The following is a 19,817-nucleotide window of genomic DNA, read 5'->3' as shown; positions in this document are numbered from 1 at the left end:
GTTATGAACGCACGTCATCAGCAAATTATTCAATTGGTTAGCGAGCGCGGTAGCGTCAGCGTAACTGAACTGGCGCAAACCACCGGCGTTTCGGAAGTGACCGTGCGTCAGGATCTCAATCTATTGGAGAAAGGCGGCTTTTTGCGCCGCGTGCACGGCTCTGCCGTGGCGCCAGAGAGCGATGACATTGGTGCGCGCATGCAAACCCGCTTTGCCGTGAAAAAACGGCTGGCGGAATATGCGGCGTCGTTGGTGAACAGCGGGGAAACGGTGTTTATCGAAGGGGGTAGCACCAATGCGTTGCTGGCACGCGAACTGAGCGATCGCAGCGATATCACAATCATTACCGTGAGTCATTACATCGCCGGATTGCTGCGCGAAAAGGGCGGCGATGTGATTATCCTCGGCGGTCTTTTTCAAAAAAGCAGCGAATCGGTGGTGGGGCCGCTGACGCGCTTATGCATTCAGCATCTTAATTTTCATAAAGCCTTTATCGGCATTGATGGCTGGGATGCGGTGACCGGTTTTACCAGTCGCGACATGCTGCGCTGTGACGTGGTGAATGCCATTATGGAAAAACCCACCCACACCATCGCGCTGACCGATTCATCGAAGTTTGGCCAGATTCATTCGTTTGCGCTGGCCCCCACACAGCCGTTTCAAACGCTTATCACCGATGACGGACTGGATACCGCCTATCAAAAGACGCTGCGTGCGCAGGGTGTAGCGCTAAATTTGGTTTAACTGACGAACCCATCACTGCGTGTGTCATTCAAGTGAAAATGGATTGATAAATTGCCTGCCCCATAGACTTGCGCGGTCAACCTGGTTCAGTTCTGCTTCATCACATACGTTGCGCCAGTGGCTTTCGATCGACGTTTTCATCATCATGAACTGCTCATGCGCATCAGTGCGACTCAACGCAAAATGATGGGCCGCGTTCAGACAACTGGTCATGCGGCTTAAATTATTATTGCCGCTGATGAGCATAGCCTGAGAAGCTTCATTACCCGCTCGCCCCTGCGGGCAAATGTCATAAGCTGGCGTCAGACTAAAGGTATTACCATCCCAAAATGCGGCGTGATTTCGCGCATGATCATCGGTATTGCCGCAAAGAATATTGAAACAGAGCCGCTTATACAGTTCCAACAATGTCTGATTGGGTGATGCGAAGCGCTGACGAATTATTTCAGCTAACGTCTCATAACTGGCATAGCGTGCGAGCATATCGTCGAGTTCAAACAAAGTCAGAGCGGAGAGCATAACTTTGCGTGTCCATCCATTGGATTGGTATTCACGGTCAAAGCGCTCAATCATGATCACATCGCGCCCTCCAGCCTTAACAAGCTGCACGGGTGCGACATTTAAGCCTGCGAAATATGCAAGCCGCATTGCAAGAAATTCGCCCTTTACCACATTCCATATATCGGCACTGGCTGAAAATTTAGCGATATATTTTTTTCCATCAAATTCGATTAACGCTTTTGGACGTGCGCCGCCAATCGATGTGCCATGAAACAACGCTTGATCCAGTTCTGCTGTCAACGGCACACCTTTTTCAACCCGATCGGCTGACTCGAGTAATTCAGGAAGACTCACATTTTCAGCGGCTCTGGGAATATAGTCCGTTGCGGAATGTTGGAAATCCAAAGCACCAATGCGATCTGAACCGGACTCCATCAGGTAGGTCAGTTCATCAAGCATTCCGGTATCAACATTGGCACCTTTTCGTCCCATACGACGGTTAATGATGACACGACGGCCCCAAGCATCAGGCGCGCTATCTCGAATACAACCCGCAATTTTCAGGCCATTCAAAGGAGGAATAATACCCGTACGCAAAGGAAGTTCGTTCGGATTAAGCGGAATACGATTTTCTCGTTGTAGGTAACTGCGACCATAGTTGAAAAAGAGAGTGTCTCCCTCAGTTTCCAGTCTTCCCGCTACCACCGGGTGAGTTTCACCCGGCAACCATATCCATACGTAAGCTTCTCTAACATGCTGTTCAGAAGTCATCTTTCACCTTCCTGGTGCTCTTTATTTTACTGGTGTGTTTTGGTAATAGCTTTAGCTTTTCCTCCACACGATTACGATGACTGACCAATGATGGCAAACTCACCTCTGTATCAAAAAGAGGAATACCCAAAATGGCCGCAATCTCAAAATAGGTGCCAATCTGGCATTTAACATCGCCTTGCTCAACGCGATATAACGTTCCCCGAGAAATTCCGGCTCTTTCTGCCAATTCTGCGGCGGGGATCTGTTTCTCAATACGTTCAGCACGAATCAGAGAAGCCAATAACGTAATGGCTTCCTGAGCATATCGAGAGGGGGGGGATCCAACAAAAGTCATGATTTGCTCCATACACAATACAAATAGCCGTTATATGTACTACATATAGAACACTATAAACCGAGGAGAAATTCTAATCCATCTTGGGAAAATGAAGGTGGGTGTTCTCTATACAGCACATATAGGCCTTATATGTACTGTACAGAGAACATTGAGGTTGAAATTACGATACCAGCGCCTGCGCCGTTACTTCATCGGTAATCAAACCGGTTACCAGCCCGCTGGCGAGCACCGCGCGGATCGCTTCAACTTTGCTGACGCCGCCTGCCAGCGCCACAATCTCTGCGCGATGCGCCAGATCCAGTTCCACCGACAAGGTGCGCGACGTCAGATTGGTGTTAATCATCTGCCCGTTAGCGTCAAAGAAATGCCCGAGTAATTCACCGACCGCGCCCGATGAGGAGATGTCGTTGATCTCTGCTTCATCAATCATACCGGCCTCAACCAGCTGCGCCGCCGGTTCCACCGTGCCAATCCCCACCAGTTTAATTTCGCTCTGCGCCGCCATGGCAAACACCTCACTCACGCCACGCTGCGCCAGCAGGACGTCACGATCTTCCTGGGTATTAGCAAAAAACGGTACCGGCATCATGTAGGCTTGTGCACCGGTTTTCTCCGCGATGCGATGCATAACATCGTGCGGATTCAGCGCGTAGTTGCGCGTCAAACAGCCAAGCAGCGAGACAAAACGCATGTGCGGCGCATCGATGCGTGGCAGCTGGTGGATGGCAGCGGAAAGGGTGCGACCATGCCCAAGGCCTAGCGTGGTGGAGGGCGATGAAGCCAGGAGATTGCGCAGATAGTCCGCGCCCGCCATACCCAATGCGCGCACCGGCAATCCCTCTTCACCGAGATCGGGCGCGACCTGGCAAAAGTTCAAGCCGAACTTTGCGCGCAGTCGATCTTCTAACGCCACGCAGGCCACGATATCGCCATCAATGGATACCTTTACCGCGCCTTCCGCCACCACGCGCGCAATCATACGGTGCGTTTTAACCGACGGCAGCCCAAGCCGTTTCGCGACTTCGGCCTGCGTCAAGCCGCCAACGTAGTGCAGCCAGGCGGCGCGCAGCGCCAGAGATTCGTCGCGTTCAGTAGAGGTTGGAGCCGGTTTCATGGTTTACGTCCTGTTAGTTAGACAAATGCAGATCCTGCACGCCGGTATCGATATGCCCGGCCCAGAAGGCGACGCTCTCGGCAATCTCATTGACCACGTTGCTATCTGTCGGCTCGCGTTCTTTAAAGCTCAGCTCCAGACAGATCTCATTATCCTGCGCTCCCCCACGCGCCAGCGCGTCCAGCAGTGGCTGGGGCTGAATGCGGCCGCCGGCATTGTACTGCAATGTAAACGGTCTGTGGCCGCCTTTATCCAGCATGCTCTGCTTGATGTGGATAATCGGCGAGTAGCGCGGCACCGCTTCCGCCCACGCGTAAGGATCGAAGTCGCGCGGATCGGCAGAGGTAACATCACCGTGATCGATATCTGCCATCATCCACATCGGTACGGCCATTGCTGCCTGGCTCAGCCGCTGCTGCAGGGCTAAACAGGCCGGGATGGTTTCACCGAATTCGCGGCCCACGCTCATCGGTTCCCAGAACAGGTATGTTAACCCGGCGGATTTTGCGTGTTCGGCCACCTCAGCCCAGCAATCAATGGCAATGTCGATTAACGCGGCGCGGCGCGTCGTATCGTTGAAATCTTGCTGGGTAAAAATGGCAAACTGCGAACCCACTGCAGCACCGCCCAGTTCCGCGGTAATGTCGGCAAAGGTTTTGAACCAGTCTACGTAGTAACGGCGTACCGCAACGTCAGGATGGCCAAAATGGTTGAGGCGGCCATAAGGTCCGGTCATACCCGACGTGATGCGCACGCCCGTTGCGCCCAGCGCCTGCTGCATGCGCCGCGTCATGCGGTTTATGGTGGCAGCGGGCCAGCTGGGATTGATAAATTCGTGGGTCAGCTGCACGTCACGAATGCGAATCTGCTGCGCCACGGTGTGAATCAAATCCTGGGGATCGGCAAAGCGGTTCACCAGCGGGTTGGTATTGAGTGACAGCGTTAACGGCATGGTTCACCTCTTATCCGGCGTGCGCACGCAGCGGTGCGGGGGCAGCATAGGTGGCGTTGAACCACTGCGTGAAAGCCTGCTGCTGCGCCTCATCGAGATGCAGCTTATGCTTGGTGCGGCGCCAGAGCACATCCTCTGCCTGCTGCGCCCATTCGTATTCCACCAGATAGCGCACCTCAGCTTCATACAGCTGCCCACCGAAATGACGTCCCAGATCGCCCAACGCATTGGCGTGATCGATAAGCTTGTCCATACGTGTGCCGTACAGACGCGCGTAGTGTTTCCGCAGCGGCTGAGGCAGCCACGGCCAGCGTGATTTAACCTGCTCTAAAAACGTCTCGAAATCGGCGTGCGGCATATCGCCGCCCGGTAAGGTGGCGGCGCGCGTCCAGTCGGCACCCATGTTCGGGAAGTAGGGCGCCAGTTTTTGCATGGCGTGCTCAGCGAGCTTACGGAAGGTGGTGATTTTACCGCCAAATACGTGCAGCAGCGGGGCGTTTTGCCGATCGTCGAGGTCGAAAACATAGTCTCGCGTGACGGCAGAGGGATTGCCTTTGCCGTCATCAAACAGCGGACGCACGCCGGAAAAGCGCGTTATCACGTCGTTGGCGCGCAGTTTCACCTTAAAATAGCGATTAACCACATCGATCAAGTATTGCTGCTCGCTATCATCGACCGTGACCGCTTCCGCTTTGCCTTCCCACGCAATATCGGTGGTGCCGATCAGCGCGTTATCGCCTTCATACGGGTTAATAAAGATCACGCGCTTATCCGTGTTTTGCACCAGATAAGCCTGCTGACCTTCCCAGAATTTCGGCACAATAATGTGCGAGCCTTTTACCAGGCGCACGTTGCGATTGCTTTTGGTGTGCGTCACCTGATTGACGATATCCAGCACCCACGGGCCTGCCGCATTTACCAGCACTTTGGCAAACACAGTGCGTGACGCACCGCTGGCATCCTGCAAGGTGATTTCCCATTTGCCGCTATGGCGCGTGGCTGCCACGCAGCGGGTGCGCGGCAGAATGGTGGCTCCCCGTTCGGCGGCATCCAGCGCATTCAGCGTCACCAGTCGCGCGTCATCGACCCAGCAATCGGAGTATTCGAATCCTTTGTGATAGCTATCCAGCAGCGCCGCGCCCTCAGGATCGCGGCTTAAATCCAGTGAACGGGTGCCCGGTAATTTTTTGCGGCCCCCAAGGTGGTCATAGAGAAACAGCCCCAATCGCACCAGCCACGCCGGGCGATCGCTCGGGCTGTGGGGCAGAACAAAACGCATCGGCCAGATAATGTGCGGTGCCGCGTTAAGCAACACTTCACGCTCGATAAGCGCTTCACGCACCAGACGAAACTCATAATATTCCAGATAGCGCAAACCGCCGTGCACCAGCTTGCCGGAGCGCGATGACGTGCCCTGGGCGAGGTCATCTTTTTCACACATCATCACCGATAACCCGCGCCCGGCGGCGTCGCGCGCAATGCCTGCGCCGTTAATGCCGCCGCCAATCACAAACAGATCCAGCATGTGTTCACTCATGATTTACTCCTTAAAACTGTTTAAGCGCATGCCAGGCGGCAGGAAGATCGTTACGCATCTGTTGATAGGTGGCGAAAAGCGGGTGATAGCGCTGCATCAGATCGGTAGATGGCGCTTCGGGTGCATCCAGCAGCGGCATGACCCAGGTTTTAACGCAGCTCTCCATTGATGGATAAGCACCAATCGCGACCGCCGCCATCATCGCGGCACCGGCCGCACCGGCTTCATCGCGCTGGCTGATACGCACTGGCGCACCAAGGCAGGCTGAGAGAATCTGGCGTAACGGCTGCGAGCGCACGGCCCCGCCGGTTAAACGAATTTCGCCCGGCAGGCTGCCCATCGCCAGATAGCAATCGCGCGCCGCCATGCCGATGCCTTCGATCACCGCACGCACCAAATCGCCAAAATTGTGGGTGTAGCTCAGGCCGGTAAAGCTGGCGCGCGCCTCGGCATTGACAAACGGCCCGCGTTCACCGGCGATGGAGATGTAAGGGTGATAGAGCAGGGTGCCGGGCTTCGCGTCGTTGAGCCAGCGATCGATATGGCCGACCAAACGGGCATGATCGATTTCACAACCAAAGCTGCTGAGCAGGTCATTGGCGAGGTTTAACAGCCAGTCGAGATTGAGCGTGGATGCCATATTGGTTTGCACCTGCGTGACATAGCCCGGCCACGGCAGCGGAATAACGTAACCGGTTTGCGCCGGATTCAGCCACACCTCATCAATGGTCACGCTGCGCAGGTGCACGCCGGTTGAGCCAACAATCGAGCAGGCGGTATTAGCTTCTCCGGTATGCACGCCAGCACCCAGCGCGGTCATCGCCATATCGACATAGCCGAGGCAGATAGGCGTGCCAGCGCGCAAACCGGTAGCCTGCGCGGCGTCGGCGGTGAGAGGATGAGTCGTTTGCGTACCCTCAATGATCTCGGGCAGCAGATGGCGACGATGCTCAAGGCCCAGTGCGGCAATGACCCGATCGTCGTAGCGCTGATGGCGGAAGTTGCCGAAGGTAAAACTCGCTTCTGAGGGGTCGGTGGCGCGTATGCCGGTGAGGTTCAGGTAGAGCCAATCTTTGCAGTGCAGCGCGACTTCGCTTTGCGCCAGCAGTTCGGGATAGAACTGGTCCATGTGCGCGAGCTGCGCGCCCTGCTGGCAGGTGTTGAGTCCGGTGCCCGTGGCGTTGAAGCGCTGAGCCGCTAAGGGATGCTGATTGAGTTTTTCTACTGTGGGAGCCGCACGGGCATCCAGCCAGATCCACGCATCGCCGACCGGCTGATTATTCGCCCCCACCAGCCAGCTACCGTCTCCCTGGGCAGTGACGGCCACTGCCACTACGCGCGCGGCCAGATTGTCGACGCGCTCGCCTAATTTACGTATCGCCGTCACCGCATCTTGCCAGGTTTGCGTCATCGATTGCTGCGCCGCGCCGCCTTCACTGCGGTAATAACTGTTACGCACTGATGCGCATGCCAGCTGCGTGCCTTCCAGATCAAATGCCACCGCTTTAACCACCGAGGTGCCGGAATCCAGACCCAGAATGATATCGCCACTATCCACGTACACCTCCGAGAGAAGAAGAGTGATCACCCGACGCATTACAGTCGCCCGCTGTGTTAACAGCCTGTGATGATTTTGCTAAATAATGTCTTACACCACTTCTCACTGAGATAACATATCTTCTGTATTATTTTTCTTTAAAACAAATAAATTTCAGTAGGGATAGCGAAGTCGATCACGAAAATGATGCTAAAACCGCTGGCAAAGCGATGAGCAACCTTGGGATAAATGCTTGTATTGCGTTGTTAATGCGGTTTGTGACGCGTCCGACATCAATTAAGCGATCCAGATCGCTCTCCTGAAAAAATTGCGGCGTACCTGTTGACAATTTAGTCACATCAGCTCAATTCTCATCACACAAGTTATCACACTTATAACATTATCGGCGCGATTATCGCAGCTGATAACCGTGAGAGGTCACGTTATGTCCGATGTCTCAATACTTGCGAAACAGATCTCCCGTAAGCGTACCAGGCGCTATGCGGCGATTGCGCTGGTGGTCGTCGCCGTCATCGCCGCGATGGCGCTGGATAATAAAGTGGTCAAAATCGGCTCCGCGGATGATGCGCAGGAACAAGGGTTCGCAGCGGATAGCTACGGCCAGAAAACCTTCCCGACCATCCAGCACGACGTCGAATCTCGTGCGGTTGAGGCCAAAACGCTGGCGGACGCGCTGCAGGTAAATCAGCAGGACGCGGTGCAGAAATATGGCGTGGGCACGCCGCTGCCGGTGTTCGCGGTGAAACTGGAAGGCGTGGTGCAAGCGGGTCAGATGGGCATCTTCCCGCTACAGGTTGCCGGATTGCCGGAAGGAACGCAGGTGCGACTGCAAACCGGCCCGGCGATAACCGGCACCGATCTGCGTGACGCCAACGGCAAAATTCAGTTCGGCGATTTTACCAACCAGATTGAGTACCAAAACGCCGGTTCGGCGATCAATCGCGCGATGAAAACGGCGGTACTCGACAAGCTGGACCGCGATGCGCTACCGGGCAAAACCGTGCAGGTAGTCGGCGTATTCCGCCTGCTGAACGCGAAGAACTGGATGGTGACGCCGGTTAGCATGGAGGTGAAATGAAACCGTTCAACGTTAATCCTGCCTTGCTGAAAGGTGAAGTGATCCTACAGGCGCGCAATATCAGCAAAGTCTACGGATCAACGCACGCGCTGAAGGGCGTCAATTTCGAAATTCGTCGTGGCGAAGTGACCACGCTATTTGGTGAAAACGGCGCGGGTAAATCGACGCTGATGAAAATTTTGTCGGGCGTAGTGACGCCAACTACCGGGGAAATTCTGTTAAACGGCGAGGAGAAAGTATTTCGATCCGCTACGGAAGCGCGAGACTGCGGCATCTCAATTATCCATCAGGAACTGAATCTCGCACCGAATATGAACGTGCGCGACAACATCTTTATGGGGCGCGAAATCATGAAGCCGGGCGGCGTGGATTACGCCGAAGAGGCGCGCGTCACGGCGCACCTGATGGCCGCGCTGGAAGAGGAGATTGATCCCCTGACGCCGGTAGAGAACCTGCGTCTCGGCCAGCAGCAGATCGTCGAAATCGCTCGTGCTCTATCGGTAAATTCACAGATTCTAATCATGGATGAGCCCACCTCAGCGCTCAGCGCGGCAGAAGTCGCCGTGTTATTTCAGGTGATACGCGATTTAACCAGTCAGGGCGTGGCGATTGTTTATATCTCCCATCATCTGGAAGAGGCGCTGGAGATTACCGATCGCGCGGTGGTATTGCGTGACGGCGTAATGACGGCCTACGCCAAACGCGATGAGATCGATCTCGAATGGATCGTGCGCAATATGGTGGGCGATCACTTTGATCTGGGATCGCCGCCCACAGGCTATGAGTTCGGTCTGCCAGCATTAACCGTTAACGATCTCACGCTGAAAAGCAAAACCGGCATTCGGCTGGTGGATAACCTGTCGCTGGCGGTGAAAGCCGGGGAGATCGTCTGTATTTACGGCCTGATGGGCGCCGGACGCACCGAGCTGCTGGAGTGTATCGCCGGGCGACTGCATCAAAACAGCGGCCACATTCTGCTGCAGGACACCGATGTCTCTGCGCTGACCATTTCACAACGCATTCAAATTGGGCTGGCGCTGGTGCCGGAAGACAGGCAGCGCGATGGCCTGGTGCAAACCATGTCGGTGGGCGAAAACCTGTCACTCGCCAGTATCAGTGAGTTTGTACGCGGCCTGATGCTCTCCAGAAGCCGTGAAAAACAGCTGGTTAACGACAGTATTCGTAACGTGACGGTGAAAACATCCGGTGGCGAAGCGGCGATTGGCTCGCTCTCTGGCGGCAATCAACAAAAAGTGGTGATTGGCAAAATGCTCGCCACGCGTCCCAAAGTGATTTTGCTGGATGAACCGAGTCGCGGCATCGATATCGGCGCCAAAGCCGAGGTGTTTCGCCTGCTGGCCGAGAGTGCCAAAAAGGGGCTGGCGGTGGTGTATACCACGTCGGAAGTGGGTGAGTGTTTGAGTATTGCGCATCGGATCGTGGTGATGAGCAAAGGGCGCATTTCCGCCATCTTCGACGCAAACGTGAGCAAAGAACGCATTATGGCCGCTTCAGGCGAGTCTCTGGTGGCATGACATGAAAAACGGAGCAAAACAGATGACTGACAGAACACAAACGCTGGCAACGCCGCCGATCGCCACCAAAAAAAACAGCGATAAACAGCTCCATCTGGCGCGTTTGCTGCTGGAAGGTCGCGCATTCATCGCGCTATTGGTGATTATCGCCACCTTCTCCTTCCTGTCGCCTAACTACTTTACCGGTGCCAATTTTCTCACCATGGCGTCGCATGTGGCGATTTTCGGATTACCGGCGATCGGCATGCTGCTGGTGATCCTCAACGGTGGCATTGATTTGTCGGTGGGCTCAACGCTCGGTCTGGCGGGCGTGATGGCCGGCTTTATGATGCAGGGGATCAATCTAGAAGCGTTCGGCGTGGTGCTGTATCTGCCGGTTTGGGCGGTAGCGATTTTGACGCTGGTGGTCGGCGCGCTGGTGGGCTTAGTCAACGGTATCCTCATCGCCTGGTTCCGCGTACCGGCGTTCGTTGCCACCCTCGGCACGATGTATGTGGCGCGCGGTATTGCGCTGCTGATCACTAACGGTCTGACCTACAACAAGCTCTCGGGTAGCGAAGCGCTGGGCAACAGTGGGTTTGACTGGCTCGGCTTTAATCGCCTCTTCAACATACCGGTTGGCGTGCTGGTGCTTGGCGTTGTGGCGCTGGCCTGTGGTTTTCTGCTTAGCCGCTCGGCCTTTGGTCGCTGGCTTTATGCTTCGGGCGGCAACGAACGCGCGGCCGATCTCTCTGGCGTGCCGGTGAAACGCATCAAAATCAGCGTTTATGTGTTGTCGGGTATCTGCGCCGCGCTGGCGGGGCTGGTGCTCTCTTCACAGCTCACCTCGGCAGGCCCAACGGCGGGTACCACTTATGAGCTGACGGCAATTGCTGCGGTGGTGATTGGTGGCGCGGCCCTGACCGGCGGACGCGGTAACGTGCGCGGTACGCTGCTCGGCGCGTTCGTGATTGGATTTCTCTCTGATGGCCTGGTGATTATCGGCGTCTCTGCTTACTGGCAGACGGTGTTCACTGGTGCCGTGATCGTGTTGGCGGTATTGCTTAACACCCTGCAATACGGGCGGCGCGCTCGCTAACCCGCGCGTGCTGTATGAGCAGCGCGCGGATATCCGTAAAACCTGTACCCCTATAATAACGGAGCACCTACTATGTTCACCAAACGTCTCTTCATCGCGGCCGCGGCCATGGCCATCACCACCTTTGCTGCGCCAACCTGGGCGGATAACGGGCTAATGACCATCATCGTTAACGATCCTTCTAACCCTTACTGGCTGACGGAAGGCCAGGTCGCGCAAAAAGCCGCCGAGAAGCTGGGCTATAGCGCTAAAGTCAGCGCCCACAAAGGCGACACGAATACCGAAAGCCAGCTGATTGATACGGCGATTACCAATAAATCCAAAGCAATCATTCTTGACCCAGCCAATGCCGACGGCTCGGTTGGGTCGGTGAAAAAGGCCATTGCCGCCAATATTCCCGTGTTTATCATCAATGCTGAGCTCAACCAGAGCGGGCTCGCCAAAGCGCAGCTGGTTTCAAACAACGCGCAGGGCGCGGCTGTCGGCGCAATGGAGTGGGTGAAGCAGGTGGGTGATACTGCCAACTATGTTGAGCTGGTTGGCCCGCCGTCCGATAACAACGCCGCAACGCGCGCGAACGGCTTTGATACCGTGCTGACGCAATATCCCACGCTGAAGAAAGTGGGCCAGGAAGTGGCTAACTGGGATCGCACCCAGGGCTTCAATAAGATGCAGTCGCTGCTGCAGGCCAATCCCAACATCAAAGGCGTGATCAGCGGCAACGATGAAATGGCGCTGGGCGCGATTGCGGCGCTGAAAGAGGCGGGCAAACTGAACCAGATTAAAGTGGGCGGTTTTGATGGTTCGCCGGATGCGGTTGACGCGGTAAAAGCCGGTACCCTGGCGTATACCGTGATGCAGCCGGTAGCGCAGTTCGCGCAAAAAGCGGTAGAGCAGGCGGACAGCTTCCTGAAAACCGGTAAAACGGGCGCAGCCTCTGAGAAGCAGCTGTTTGACTGCATTCTGATCACCAAAGAGAACGCCGGCAATTTCGCCTCGCCGTTTGTGTTGAAGCAGTAAGTAAAATCGGGTCGCCATAAATGGCGACCCTACAACTGACCTGTGCGGATTTTGGCGCACCAGGACAATTTGCCAAAACCGTGTTTAAACGCTGTAATGAGTGCCGAACCCGCTTTTGCTTCTTTTCCCGGATGAAATATGGCGCACAACCCGCAGGACTCTTCCCTTGGCGTATTCATGGCCGAAACCTTACCCAGCGATAGCCGCCAGGCACGCCAGCTGGCACGTCGGCAGCTGATTGCCGAAGCCGTGATGGCAGAAGGGGCAATCCGCATTGAAGATATCACCGATCGCTTCGGGATCAGTTTGATGACCGCACACCGTGATATTGATGAGATGGTAGAGCGGGGGTTGCTGCATAAATCGCGCGGTGTGGTCTCAGCTACGCCAACCAGCCTGGTTGAATCCAGCGATATCTACCGCGCCACGCGCCAGCTGGAAGAGAAGCAGGCGATTGCTGACGTCGCCGCCACCTATCTGGAGCCGGGACAGGCCATTTTCCTCGATGACTCCACCACGGTGTTGCAGATGGCGCGGCTATTATCAGCGCGTGCGCCGCTGACGGTGATCACCAATTCACTTACGTTAATGAACGAGCTGCGCAACGGCCGGGATATCACCTTAATGGGGTTAGGCGGCCAGTTTTACCACTGGTGCAATGCCTTTATGGGGCGCATGACGCGCGAAGAGATTGCCAGTCTGCGCGCCGACGTGTTTTTCGTCAGCATGTCGGCGATTATCGACGATGCCGTCTTTCATCAATCGGCCGAAACGGTAGAGACCAAACGCGCGATGTTTGATGCGGCACAGAAACGCATCCTGATGATGGACAACACCAAATTTGAGCGGCGTGCGCTGCACCGTTTTGCCCACCTGCGTGAATTTGATGTGGTGATAGTCAATCAGGGAACACCGATCCCTATTTTACGTCGCATGCAGGATCTGGGCGTGAATGTGGTCGTTGCTCCGATGAAAATATCCAGCAGCGTGTCATCATAAGACGCGCGTTATTGCGTCCAACGCTTTACGTTTATTTAAATATATTGAGACTTCATTGCTTTTTTTAGTTTCTTTAACCCAGGCGTTAATTATTCAGGGATTTCCTGGCAATTAAATGTCCAAATTGCTCTACGTTTACTATTCGGCCAAATTTCAGAATAATGGGGTATCTGATGCTGATTAAACTTAAACGTACGCGTACGCATGATGAGGACAGAAATCTGGCAATGTGGTTAGCCACGGCAGCCGGCGTGCTCAATGCTATTGCCCTGGGCGCATTTGGTTTTTTTCCCTCGCATATGTCAGGTAATACCTCACAATTATCCAGTGAAGTGTCGAACGTTAATTTTCGCGATATCACCTTTCTGGCCACCATTCTCGTTGCATTTGTTTGCGGCGCGGTTACCGCCAGAATGGTGGTGATTGGCGGATTAGCGAATGGCAATCGCATTATCTTTTGCCAAATTCTGTGGGTTGAAGGATTGGCGTTGATAGCGTTATCGCTGTTTGAGTTGTTCTTCTTTTCATCCGCTAATAACCGGGAAGTTATTGTCATTCTGGGCTTTCTGATGGGCGTGCATAATTCCACCTCAACACAGTTATCGAATGGTCGGGTACGTTCCACCCATATCACCGGTACGCTGACGGATGCCGGGATCTCACTGGCGTCGGTGCTGGCGGCACTGTTTCGTCGCGATCCGTCGAAAAATGTTTCGGGGCAAAAGCGGCAGTTGTGGACGCATCTGACCACGATTTTCTCTTTCCTGATCGGCGGGATTGTCGGTTTAATGATGTTTAAACACCTGGGTTTTAAAGCCATGGCAATGGTAGGCGCCATTTTAGTGCTGGTGGCCACGCTGGCGATGGTCAGAACATTAATACGCGCGAAGCGTACGGCGGCATAAACGGAGGTAACGGCTGGCAAAGCGACCACGTTTTAACCGCTTTGCTAGTACCATCCTCAAATAGGAATTTTTACCTTTCACAAAAGCGTAAAACCCCTTAAATTCACGCCGACGAGCAGTGCCAGTCGCAACAGATTGGGTATTTTAACAACAATCAAATAAACACTATTGCATGCCATAAAATAATGGCAGTGAGGCTTTGTATGCTTTTAAAACGCAGCTGTAAGATTGCTATTGTTATGTTGGTTATGTTTTCTGTTACCGCCTGCGGCATGTCGCATCGCGGGAGAAATACCGCCATCGGTGCCGGTGTGGGTGCCGTAGGTGGCGCGGTATTAACCGGCGGTAGTACGTTCGGCACGCTGGGTGGTGCAGCAATTGGCGGCTTGATCGGACACGAAGTGAGCCGTTAATTGTTTGCAATTTGATTCGCTGCCTCGTTCAGCGGCAGCGAATCAGACCAGCAGCAATTAACTCTTTTCTGACATTCCGTTTATTTCATCCTCTCCTGAACTAACCATTGTTTCACACTGGTTAACTCAATACCTTCACGGTAATTATAGGTATTTACCATTGGCCATGAAACGCCATCTTCCCGCGCAAACGCCAAACGATATGCAGCGTACCGATCGTGGGGTGCGTTAATGTTCGCGGCCTTTAGCGCGGCAATACGCTCCACCTGACAGGTAAAATCTGTGGCGAAATGCTGGGCAAGTAATGCCGTGAGCTGCGTATAGGTGAGGGTGTCGCCGGCAATATAAATAACTTCATTACTTATCGCCGGCGTATGGAAAAACAGGCTCGCCGTTAATCGGCCAATATCTTCTGGCGTGGTCAGGGTTAATGCAAATTCAGCATCGCCCAGTGCATGCACCGTGCGTGATGCAAGATTAACCACGCCAAAATCGGCTTCAAACAAAAAGCTGGTAAACATACCCGTCGAAACAATGACCCATTGCGTTTGCTGCTGGGCACGTAATAGCGATCTCACCGCGAGCTGTTCATCCCATACTGGTTGCCCGCTATTTTCGCCAATACGATCGTAATCGACACCAAACTGCCAGGGGAAATAACGTGCCACCTTGGCCAACAGCACTGCCTCGGTTATTTTTATCTGTGTACCCATACCGCCCACGAAGCCGCTGCAGTTAATAATGGCATCATAGGGCGTAAACAGCTGGGCCAATTCCCCGATGGATACTGTATTAAAATCAGCCGTTAGGATGCCAATATCCCACTGAGCGAGTTGTTCTGCGCGTTGTTGGGCGTTTTGTGAGGCACTTTGTGGCCGTAATAATACGGTTAACCGGATTTCAGGATGGGATTCCCGCTGCGCATAAAACCCCTTAATTACCGCCATTCCCAATTCTCCGGCACCGATGATCAATATATTGCGCCAATGATTATTCACGTAATTGTTCATACTTTTCTCCTTAGGTTGCTGCTAAGGTTGCCCAGAAGAACGTGGCGCTGCAATCAGGCACATTAATGATACCGGGGAAGAGCATGAAATTAAGCGATGAGCAAATAACGGTGTTTGCCACCATTTGCGCGGCCCTTAACGATGAGGACGATATGCTTAAACGCGAAATTCTCACGCACGCAGGAAATCGCTGGTCGCTAAATGTTATTTATACGCTGGGCGTAAACGGCACCTTGCGACATGCCGAACTGGCCAAGGCGATGCCCGGCGTTACGCAAAGAATGTTAACGCGCACGCTGCGATCGCTTGAACGAGAGGGATTAATTAGCCGCTACGATCATCAACGTAAACAGCCTCATCCGCGGGTTGATTACAGCCTGACGGAATTAGGTAAGGGGATGTTAACCAACATGTTACCACTGTGGCATTGGGTCATCGATAATGCGGCATTAATACGTGATTCCCGCACCCGATTCGACACTAAGGAGGGTCGCTCTGGCATCTAAGAAATAGCGTAATTTTCATAAGTTAATCAACATGGATAGGAGTCAATATATGGAGTTTCATCATAAAAGTTGGGAAGAAAAAGCATTCGACTTAGCCAATCAAGGTATCTCCCTTGAAAGTGATGACCAAAACATCGCGGCGACATTCTCATGGGCTGCTTCTGCGGAATTAGCAAAGACACATCTGCGGGATAAAGAAATTTATTACTGGATTTTAAGCGGGTATGGTTCTTCATTAGTTAAGTGTCAACGCTATCAGGAGGCCATTGAAGCCGCTAATGAAGCGCTTGAATGGGAAGCAACGAAAGGCCAGGTACTTGCAAGAATGACCCTCGCACGTGCGCTCTATGGAATGGGGGCAATTGACGGCGCGATAGCTTATTTCCAGCAAATATATGCGATGAAAGGCGAAGCTGTTTTTGATGCGTTTCCGGAATTCGATAAAAAAATGCTGGCAGATTTGATGGGTCTATAAAAACGTATTGCAGGCTGCAGAGTGAAAAGAGCCTAAGTTAGGGCTCTTTTCCTACGCCATCGGAAACGTCCTACACGCCTGTGGGAACGGTATGATTTAACCCTGAGACACGCATCCTTACTCTTGCGGCATATAAATCGCATATGTTGCTGAGTGAGAGTCTGATGAATATTGTTTACCGCATTATCTGGAATAAAGTTACCGGGCAGTTTGTTGTTGCCTCTGAATTCGCGAGGGGAAAATGTAAATCAAGCCGTTCCCGCAATAGCGCCTTAATTAACGGCGTTTCGGCGGCCTTATTATTTGCAAGCGGTATGAGCACGGCACATGCCGGTTTGGTGGCGAGTGGCGTAAGCCAGAGCTATTCCGACCAGGATATCGTGACCAGCGCCAGTAATGACTATGGCATTCAGGCTGTTTTAGCCGGCGGTGAGATGAATTTCACCGGCGGTACGATCAACACCAGTGGCATTTCGGGCTACGGTGTGGTTGCTTCGGATCAAGGCATGGTTAATATCAGCGGCACCCAAGTGACCACCACCCGTGCTGACGTTCAGGCCCTGTATGCCACACGCAACGGCACAATAAATGCTGATGGTTTAACCGTGAATAGCAACGGCTATGGTGCGTATGTGACAACCAACAGCGCTATGGATTTCCTTAACGGCAGCATAACCAGCAGCGGCGATGGCGTGTATGTGGTCGGCACCAGCACGGTGAATTTTCTCAATAGCAGTGTCACCAGCAACAACCGTGGGCTGGTAGCGGGTGGACTGTCAACACTGACCGCCAGCGATGCCACGATTAATTCGGTAAATCAGGGCCTGTATGCGAACGGCGCAACCATTAACGGCGAACGTTTAATCGTCAATACCAGCGCTCGTAACGGTTACGGCGTGTTTGCCAATGGCACATCGGGCATTATCAGCCTGAAGAACAGTCGGGTGAATACTTTAGGCGATTATGCCAACGGCTTGTATACGGTCAATGGCACCTTTACTGCAGAACAGAACGATGTAGCGACCTCAGGTATCAATGCTCACGCGGTCTATGCCACTGGCTCAATGGCTAATCTGAATGTCACAGGCGGCTCGCTTAGTACCACCGGTGCAGGCGCTGCTGGCGTTCTTTCGAGCGGCGGTGCGCGTGTTAACGCAGATAATCTCTTCATTAACAGCAGCGGTGTGGCTCTTTCGGCCAGCGGCGCAACGCTGGATGCCAGCAATATTACCCTAAACACCGCAGCAGGATCGTCAGCGATCGCTGCCGCTGCCGGTGCGACAATTACCGGAACCGCCATTCAGGGGCAGGTGGGCGATGCGGGTAATCTGGTCACCTTTGATGGCGCTGTCGGTGCCGCCAACAGCGTTACGCTGACGAATTCTACCCTCAGCGTAACGGGAAATAGCGCAATGGGTATCAACAGCATCAACGGCAACAATCAGCTTGCGCTGACCAATACACAACTGAGCGCGGCTGAGGGGATTGCCATCACACTGCAGAATGGCTCTTCGCTCACTCTCTCGTTGGAGGGATCCACATTAGGCGGAGCAACACTGCTTGATGCATTGGCCAGCGATACCCGCGCGCAGATCACCGCCAGCAATGGCTCGGTGATGGCGGGTAATATCACCGTTGATCCTGCTGCTACCGCTGCGAGCAGCCTGGCGCTGAATGATTCACAGTGGAGCGGCAGTGCGGCGAACCTGCAGGCGCTGACGCTGGAAAACGGCAGCCTGTGGAATATGACCGACAACTCAACTCTGCATACGCTGGCGCTGAATGACAGCACGCTGAATTTCGATCACAGCAATGGACGTTCAACAACCTTGACGGTGAAGGGTGACTTTACCGGCACGGGCGGCACGCTGATCATGAACACGGTGCTGGCTGGCGATGATTCAGACACCGATAAATTGCATGTAACGGGCAACACCAGCGGCACCACGCATGTCGTGATCAATAATGCCGGCGGTAGCGGGGCGCAGACGTTGAACGGGATTGAGTTAATTACCGTAGACGGCACGTCTGCCGGTGAGTTTAGCCAGCAAGGGCGTATTGCAGCAGGTGCTTATGACTATACCTTGTCGCGGGGCGCGGACACTAAAAACTGGTATCTGACCAGCGATGTCAATGCCGTGGACCCTGTTATCGATCCGGTGGTGGATCCGGTCGTTGACCCTGGCGTTGATCCCATCGAAAAGCCAGTGGTGCAGCCGGGTGCCGGCAAGCCTGCGCAGATGATTGTGCGTCCTGAGGTGGGCAACTATAACGCCAATATCGCGGCGGCTAACACCTTATTCACTTTGCGCCTGAGCGATCGTGGCGGCGAAACACACTATGTGGACGTGCTGACCGGCGAAAAGAAAACAACCAGTCTGTGGATGCGCAACCTCGGCGGCCATCAGCAGATGCGTGACAGCAGCGGACAGATCAAGACAGAAACCAATCGCTACGTGCTGCAGTTGGGCGGCGACCTTGCAACCGGGAGTTTCACCGGCAGCGATCGCCTGCATTTCGGTGCGATGGCCGGTTACGGCAACGCTCGCAGTAATAGCGATTCATCGGTTACCGGTTATCGTTCGCAGGGTCATACCAACGGTTATAACGTGGGCGTATACGGCACCTGGTATCAGCAGCCGGAACAGCACACTGGCGCCTATGTGGATAGCTGGTTGCAATATAGCTGGTTTAACAACAGCGTGAATGGCGATCATCTCGCCGCCGAGCGCTATAAATCAAACGGCTTTACTTACTCGCTGGAGAGTGGATACAGCTGGAAAGTGGGCGAAGATCGGGCGAAAAACAGCTACTTCATTGAGCCTAACGCGCAGTTCATCTGGATGGATGTGAAAGCAGACGATCATACCGAAGCCAATGGCACTCGCGTCAGCAGCCAGGGCGATGGCAACCTGCAATCACGTGTCGGTTTGCGTGCTTCACTGAAAACGGCGGGTGAACCGAATCAGGCGGTTTATCAGCCGTTCCTCGAAGCCAACTGGATTAATAACAGTAAGGACTTTGGTAGCACCCTGAACGGTGTCAGCATGACCAGCGAAGGGCAAAAAAACATCGCGGAAGTGCGCGTCGGCGTGGAGAGCAAACTTCCTTCAAGGGTTAACCTGTGGGGCAGCGTCGGTCAGCAAATGGGTAGCAATGATTACCGCGACACCAGCGCAATGATCGGGGTAAAAGTCAGCTTCTGATCACCATTGTCCACGTTTAGCGATGCCGGGCCGTTTAGCCCGGCATTTTTACAGCTCATTGATGGGCATAACAAA

At 54.0% G+C, this 19,817-nt stretch carries 18 protein-coding genes and 1 pseudogene; 12 read left to right on the top strand and 7 right to left on the bottom strand.

What is annotated here, in order from left to right; translation table 11 throughout:
* Window positions 1-3 precede the first annotated feature (3 nt).
* Complete coding sequence (locus CRO19_RS19575; protein WP_097097342.1) at window positions 4-744, top strand: DeoR/GlpR family DNA-binding transcription regulator; 741 nt, start codon at window positions 4-6, stop codon at window positions 742-744.
* Window positions 745-768: 24 nt separating this feature from the next.
* Here the strand turns inward: CRO19_RS19575 and CRO19_RS19570 are convergent, their stop codons facing one another.
* The 6 genes from CRO19_RS19570 to CRO19_RS19545 all read right to left on the bottom strand — a co-directional run bounded on the left by CRO19_RS19570 (window position 769) and on the right by CRO19_RS19545 (window position 7,517).
* Window positions 769-2,016 carry a type II toxin-antitoxin system HipA family toxin gene (locus tag CRO19_RS19570; RefSeq protein WP_097097341.1) on the bottom strand — a complete coding sequence of 416 codons (1,248 nt, stop codon included), beginning with the start codon at window positions 2,014-2,016 and terminating at the stop codon, window positions 769-771.
* Window positions 2,006-2,353, bottom strand: coding sequence for a helix-turn-helix domain-containing protein (locus tag CRO19_RS19565; RefSeq protein WP_097097340.1), 348 nt, complete (start codon window positions 2,351-2,353; stop codon window positions 2,006-2,008). Before CRO19_RS19565 ends, CRO19_RS19570 begins: the two co-directional genes overlap by 11 nt.
* A 163-nt stretch (window positions 2,354-2,516) precedes the next feature.
* Complete coding sequence (locus CRO19_RS19560) at window positions 2,517-3,470, bottom strand: sugar-binding transcriptional regulator (RefSeq protein WP_097097339.1); 954 nt, start codon at window positions 3,468-3,470, stop codon at window positions 2,517-2,519.
* Between the two features lie 13 nt (window positions 3,471-3,483).
* Entirely contained in the window at window positions 3,484-4,422 is a 939-nt protein-coding gene (locus CRO19_RS19555) for a sugar phosphate isomerase/epimerase family protein (RefSeq protein ID WP_097097338.1), read from the bottom strand.
* A gap of 10 nt (window positions 4,423-4,432) precedes the next feature.
* Window positions 4,433-5,959, bottom strand: coding sequence for a glycerol-3-phosphate dehydrogenase (locus CRO19_RS19550; protein WP_097097337.1), 1,527 nt, complete (start codon window positions 5,957-5,959; stop codon window positions 4,433-4,435).
* A gap of 10 nt (window positions 5,960-5,969) precedes the next feature.
* On the bottom strand, window positions 5,970-7,517 hold the full coding sequence (locus CRO19_RS19545; RefSeq protein WP_097097336.1) for an FGGY-family carbohydrate kinase: 1,548 nt from the start codon (window positions 7,515-7,517) through the stop codon (window positions 5,970-5,972).
* Window positions 7,518-7,941: 424 nt separating this feature from the next.
* Between CRO19_RS19545 and CRO19_RS19540 the strand changes: the two genes are divergently transcribed.
* From CRO19_RS19540 to CRO19_RS19510, 7 genes are all read left to right on the top strand, one after another.
* A complete protein-coding gene (locus CRO19_RS19540) occupies window positions 7,942-8,595 on the top strand; it encodes a DUF2291 domain-containing protein (protein ID WP_097097335.1) in 654 nt (217 codons plus the stop codon).
* Window positions 8,592-10,130: a sugar ABC transporter ATP-binding protein gene (locus CRO19_RS19535; RefSeq protein WP_097097334.1), complete on the top strand. Its 1,539-nt coding sequence runs from the start codon at window positions 8,592-8,594 to the stop codon at window positions 10,128-10,130. Before CRO19_RS19540 ends, CRO19_RS19535 begins: the two co-directional genes overlap by 4 nt.
* A gap of 22 nt (window positions 10,131-10,152) precedes the next feature.
* Entirely contained in the window at window positions 10,153-11,208 is a 1,056-nt protein-coding gene (locus CRO19_RS19530; protein WP_176519175.1) for an ABC transporter permease, read from the top strand.
* Window positions 11,209-11,280: 72 nt separating this feature from the next.
* Window positions 11,281-12,228, top strand: coding sequence for a D-ribose ABC transporter substrate-binding protein (locus CRO19_RS19525; protein ID WP_007888383.1), 948 nt, complete (start codon window positions 11,281-11,283; stop codon window positions 12,226-12,228).
* Window positions 12,229-12,366: 138 nt separating this feature from the next.
* A complete protein-coding gene (locus CRO19_RS19520; RefSeq protein ID WP_097097332.1) occupies window positions 12,367-13,227 on the top strand; it encodes a DeoR/GlpR family DNA-binding transcription regulator in 861 nt (286 codons plus the stop codon).
* Between the two features lie 173 nt (window positions 13,228-13,400).
* Window positions 13,401-14,132, top strand: coding sequence for a DUF1275 family protein (locus tag CRO19_RS19515; RefSeq protein ID WP_097097331.1), 732 nt, complete (start codon window positions 13,401-13,403; stop codon window positions 14,130-14,132).
* Window positions 14,133-14,335: 203 nt separating this feature from the next.
* Window positions 14,336-14,545, top strand: a complete 210-nt coding sequence (locus tag CRO19_RS19510) for a YMGG-like glycine zipper-containing protein (protein ID WP_064738688.1) — start codon at window positions 14,336-14,338, stop codon at window positions 14,543-14,545.
* A gap of 80 nt (window positions 14,546-14,625) precedes the next feature.
* Here CRO19_RS19510 and CRO19_RS19505 read toward each other — a convergent pair whose 3' ends face one another.
* On the bottom strand, window positions 14,626-15,555 hold the full coding sequence (locus CRO19_RS19505; RefSeq protein ID WP_097097330.1) for an aromatic alcohol reductase: 930 nt from the start codon (window positions 15,553-15,555) through the stop codon (window positions 14,626-14,628).
* Between the two features lie 83 nt (window positions 15,556-15,638).
* On the opposite strand from CRO19_RS19505, the gene CRO19_RS19500 reads away from it, so the two are divergent.
* The 4 genes and pseudogenes from CRO19_RS19500 to CRO19_RS19490 all read left to right on the top strand — a co-directional run bounded on the left by CRO19_RS19500 (window position 15,639) and on the right by CRO19_RS19490 (window position 19,742).
* The gene (locus CRO19_RS19500; protein WP_097097329.1) at window positions 15,639-16,061 is read left to right on the top strand and encodes a winged helix-turn-helix transcriptional regulator; all 423 of its coding nucleotides are present in this window, start codon (window positions 15,639-15,641) and stop codon (window positions 16,059-16,061) included.
* Between the two features lie 49 nt (window positions 16,062-16,110).
* Window positions 16,111-16,536: a tetratricopeptide repeat protein gene (locus tag CRO19_RS19495; RefSeq protein ID WP_097097328.1), complete on the top strand. Its 426-nt coding sequence runs from the start codon at window positions 16,111-16,113 to the stop codon at window positions 16,534-16,536.
* Window positions 16,537-16,679: 143 nt separating this feature from the next.
* A pseudogene (locus CRO19_RS26485) lies at window positions 16,680-16,826 on the top strand (ESPR domain-containing protein); the annotation flags it as partial.
* A gap of 24 nt (window positions 16,827-16,850) precedes the next feature.
* Window positions 16,851-19,742 (top strand): autotransporter outer membrane beta-barrel domain-containing protein, encoded by a 2,892-nt coding sequence (locus CRO19_RS19490; RefSeq protein WP_320204498.1) that lies wholly within the window; start codon window positions 16,851-16,853, stop codon window positions 19,740-19,742.
* Window positions 19,743-19,817 lie beyond the last annotated feature (75 nt).

It is taken from the genome of Candidatus Pantoea floridensis, assembly GCF_900215435.1.
GTDB lineage: Bacteria > Pseudomonadota > Gammaproteobacteria > Enterobacterales > Enterobacteriaceae > Pantoea > Pantoea floridensis.
Note: the sequence above shows the minus strand (reverse complement) of the source record. Positions and strands in the feature narration are given on the sequence as shown.

Coding starts and splice junctions, on each gene's coding strand:
- CRO19_RS19530 (WP_176519175.1), top strand. CDS start 10,153: ATGACTGACAGAACACAAACGCTGGCAACGCCGCCGATCGCCACCAAA.
- CRO19_RS19535 (WP_097097334.1), top strand. CDS start 8,592: ATGAAACCGTTCAACGTTAATCCTGCCTTGCTGAAAGGTGAAGTGATC.
- CRO19_RS19520 (WP_097097332.1), top strand. CDS start 12,367: ATGGCGCACAACCCGCAGGACTCTTCCCTTGGCGTATTCATGGCCGAA.
- CRO19_RS19495 (WP_097097328.1), top strand. CDS start 16,111: ATGGAGTTTCATCATAAAAGTTGGGAAGAAAAAGCATTCGACTTAGCC.
- CRO19_RS19540 (WP_097097335.1), top strand. CDS start 7,942: ATGTCCGATGTCTCAATACTTGCGAAACAGATCTCCCGTAAGCGTACC.
- CRO19_RS19500 (WP_097097329.1), top strand. CDS start 15,639: ATGAAATTAAGCGATGAGCAAATAACGGTGTTTGCCACCATTTGCGCG.
- CRO19_RS19505 (WP_097097330.1), bottom strand. CDS start 15,555: ATGAACAATTACGTGAATAATCATTGGCGCAATATATTGATCATCGGT.
- CRO19_RS19570 (WP_097097341.1), bottom strand. CDS start 2,016: ATGACTTCTGAACAGCATGTTAGAGAAGCTTACGTATGGATATGGTTG.
- CRO19_RS19565 (WP_097097340.1), bottom strand. CDS start 2,353: ATGACTTTTGTTGGATCCCCCCCCTCTCGATATGCTCAGGAAGCCATT.
- CRO19_RS19510 (WP_064738688.1), top strand. CDS start 14,336: ATGCTTTTAAAACGCAGCTGTAAGATTGCTATTGTTATGTTGGTTATG.
- CRO19_RS19575 (WP_097097342.1), top strand. CDS start 4: ATGAACGCACGTCATCAGCAAATTATTCAATTGGTTAGCGAGCGCGGT.
- CRO19_RS19555 (WP_097097338.1), bottom strand. CDS start 4,422: ATGCCGTTAACGCTGTCACTCAATACCAACCCGCTGGTGAACCGCTTT.
- CRO19_RS19515 (WP_097097331.1), top strand. CDS start 13,401: ATGCTGATTAAACTTAAACGTACGCGTACGCATGATGAGGACAGAAAT.
- CRO19_RS19525 (WP_007888383.1), top strand. CDS start 11,281: ATGTTCACCAAACGTCTCTTCATCGCGGCCGCGGCCATGGCCATCACC.
- CRO19_RS19560 (WP_097097339.1), bottom strand. CDS start 3,470: ATGAAACCGGCTCCAACCTCTACTGAACGCGACGAATCTCTGGCGCTG.
- CRO19_RS19550 (WP_097097337.1), bottom strand. CDS start 5,959: ATGAGTGAACACATGCTGGATCTGTTTGTGATTGGCGGCGGCATTAAC.
- CRO19_RS19490 (WP_320204498.1), top strand. CDS start 16,851: ATGAGCACGGCACATGCCGGTTTGGTGGCGAGTGGCGTAAGCCAGAGC.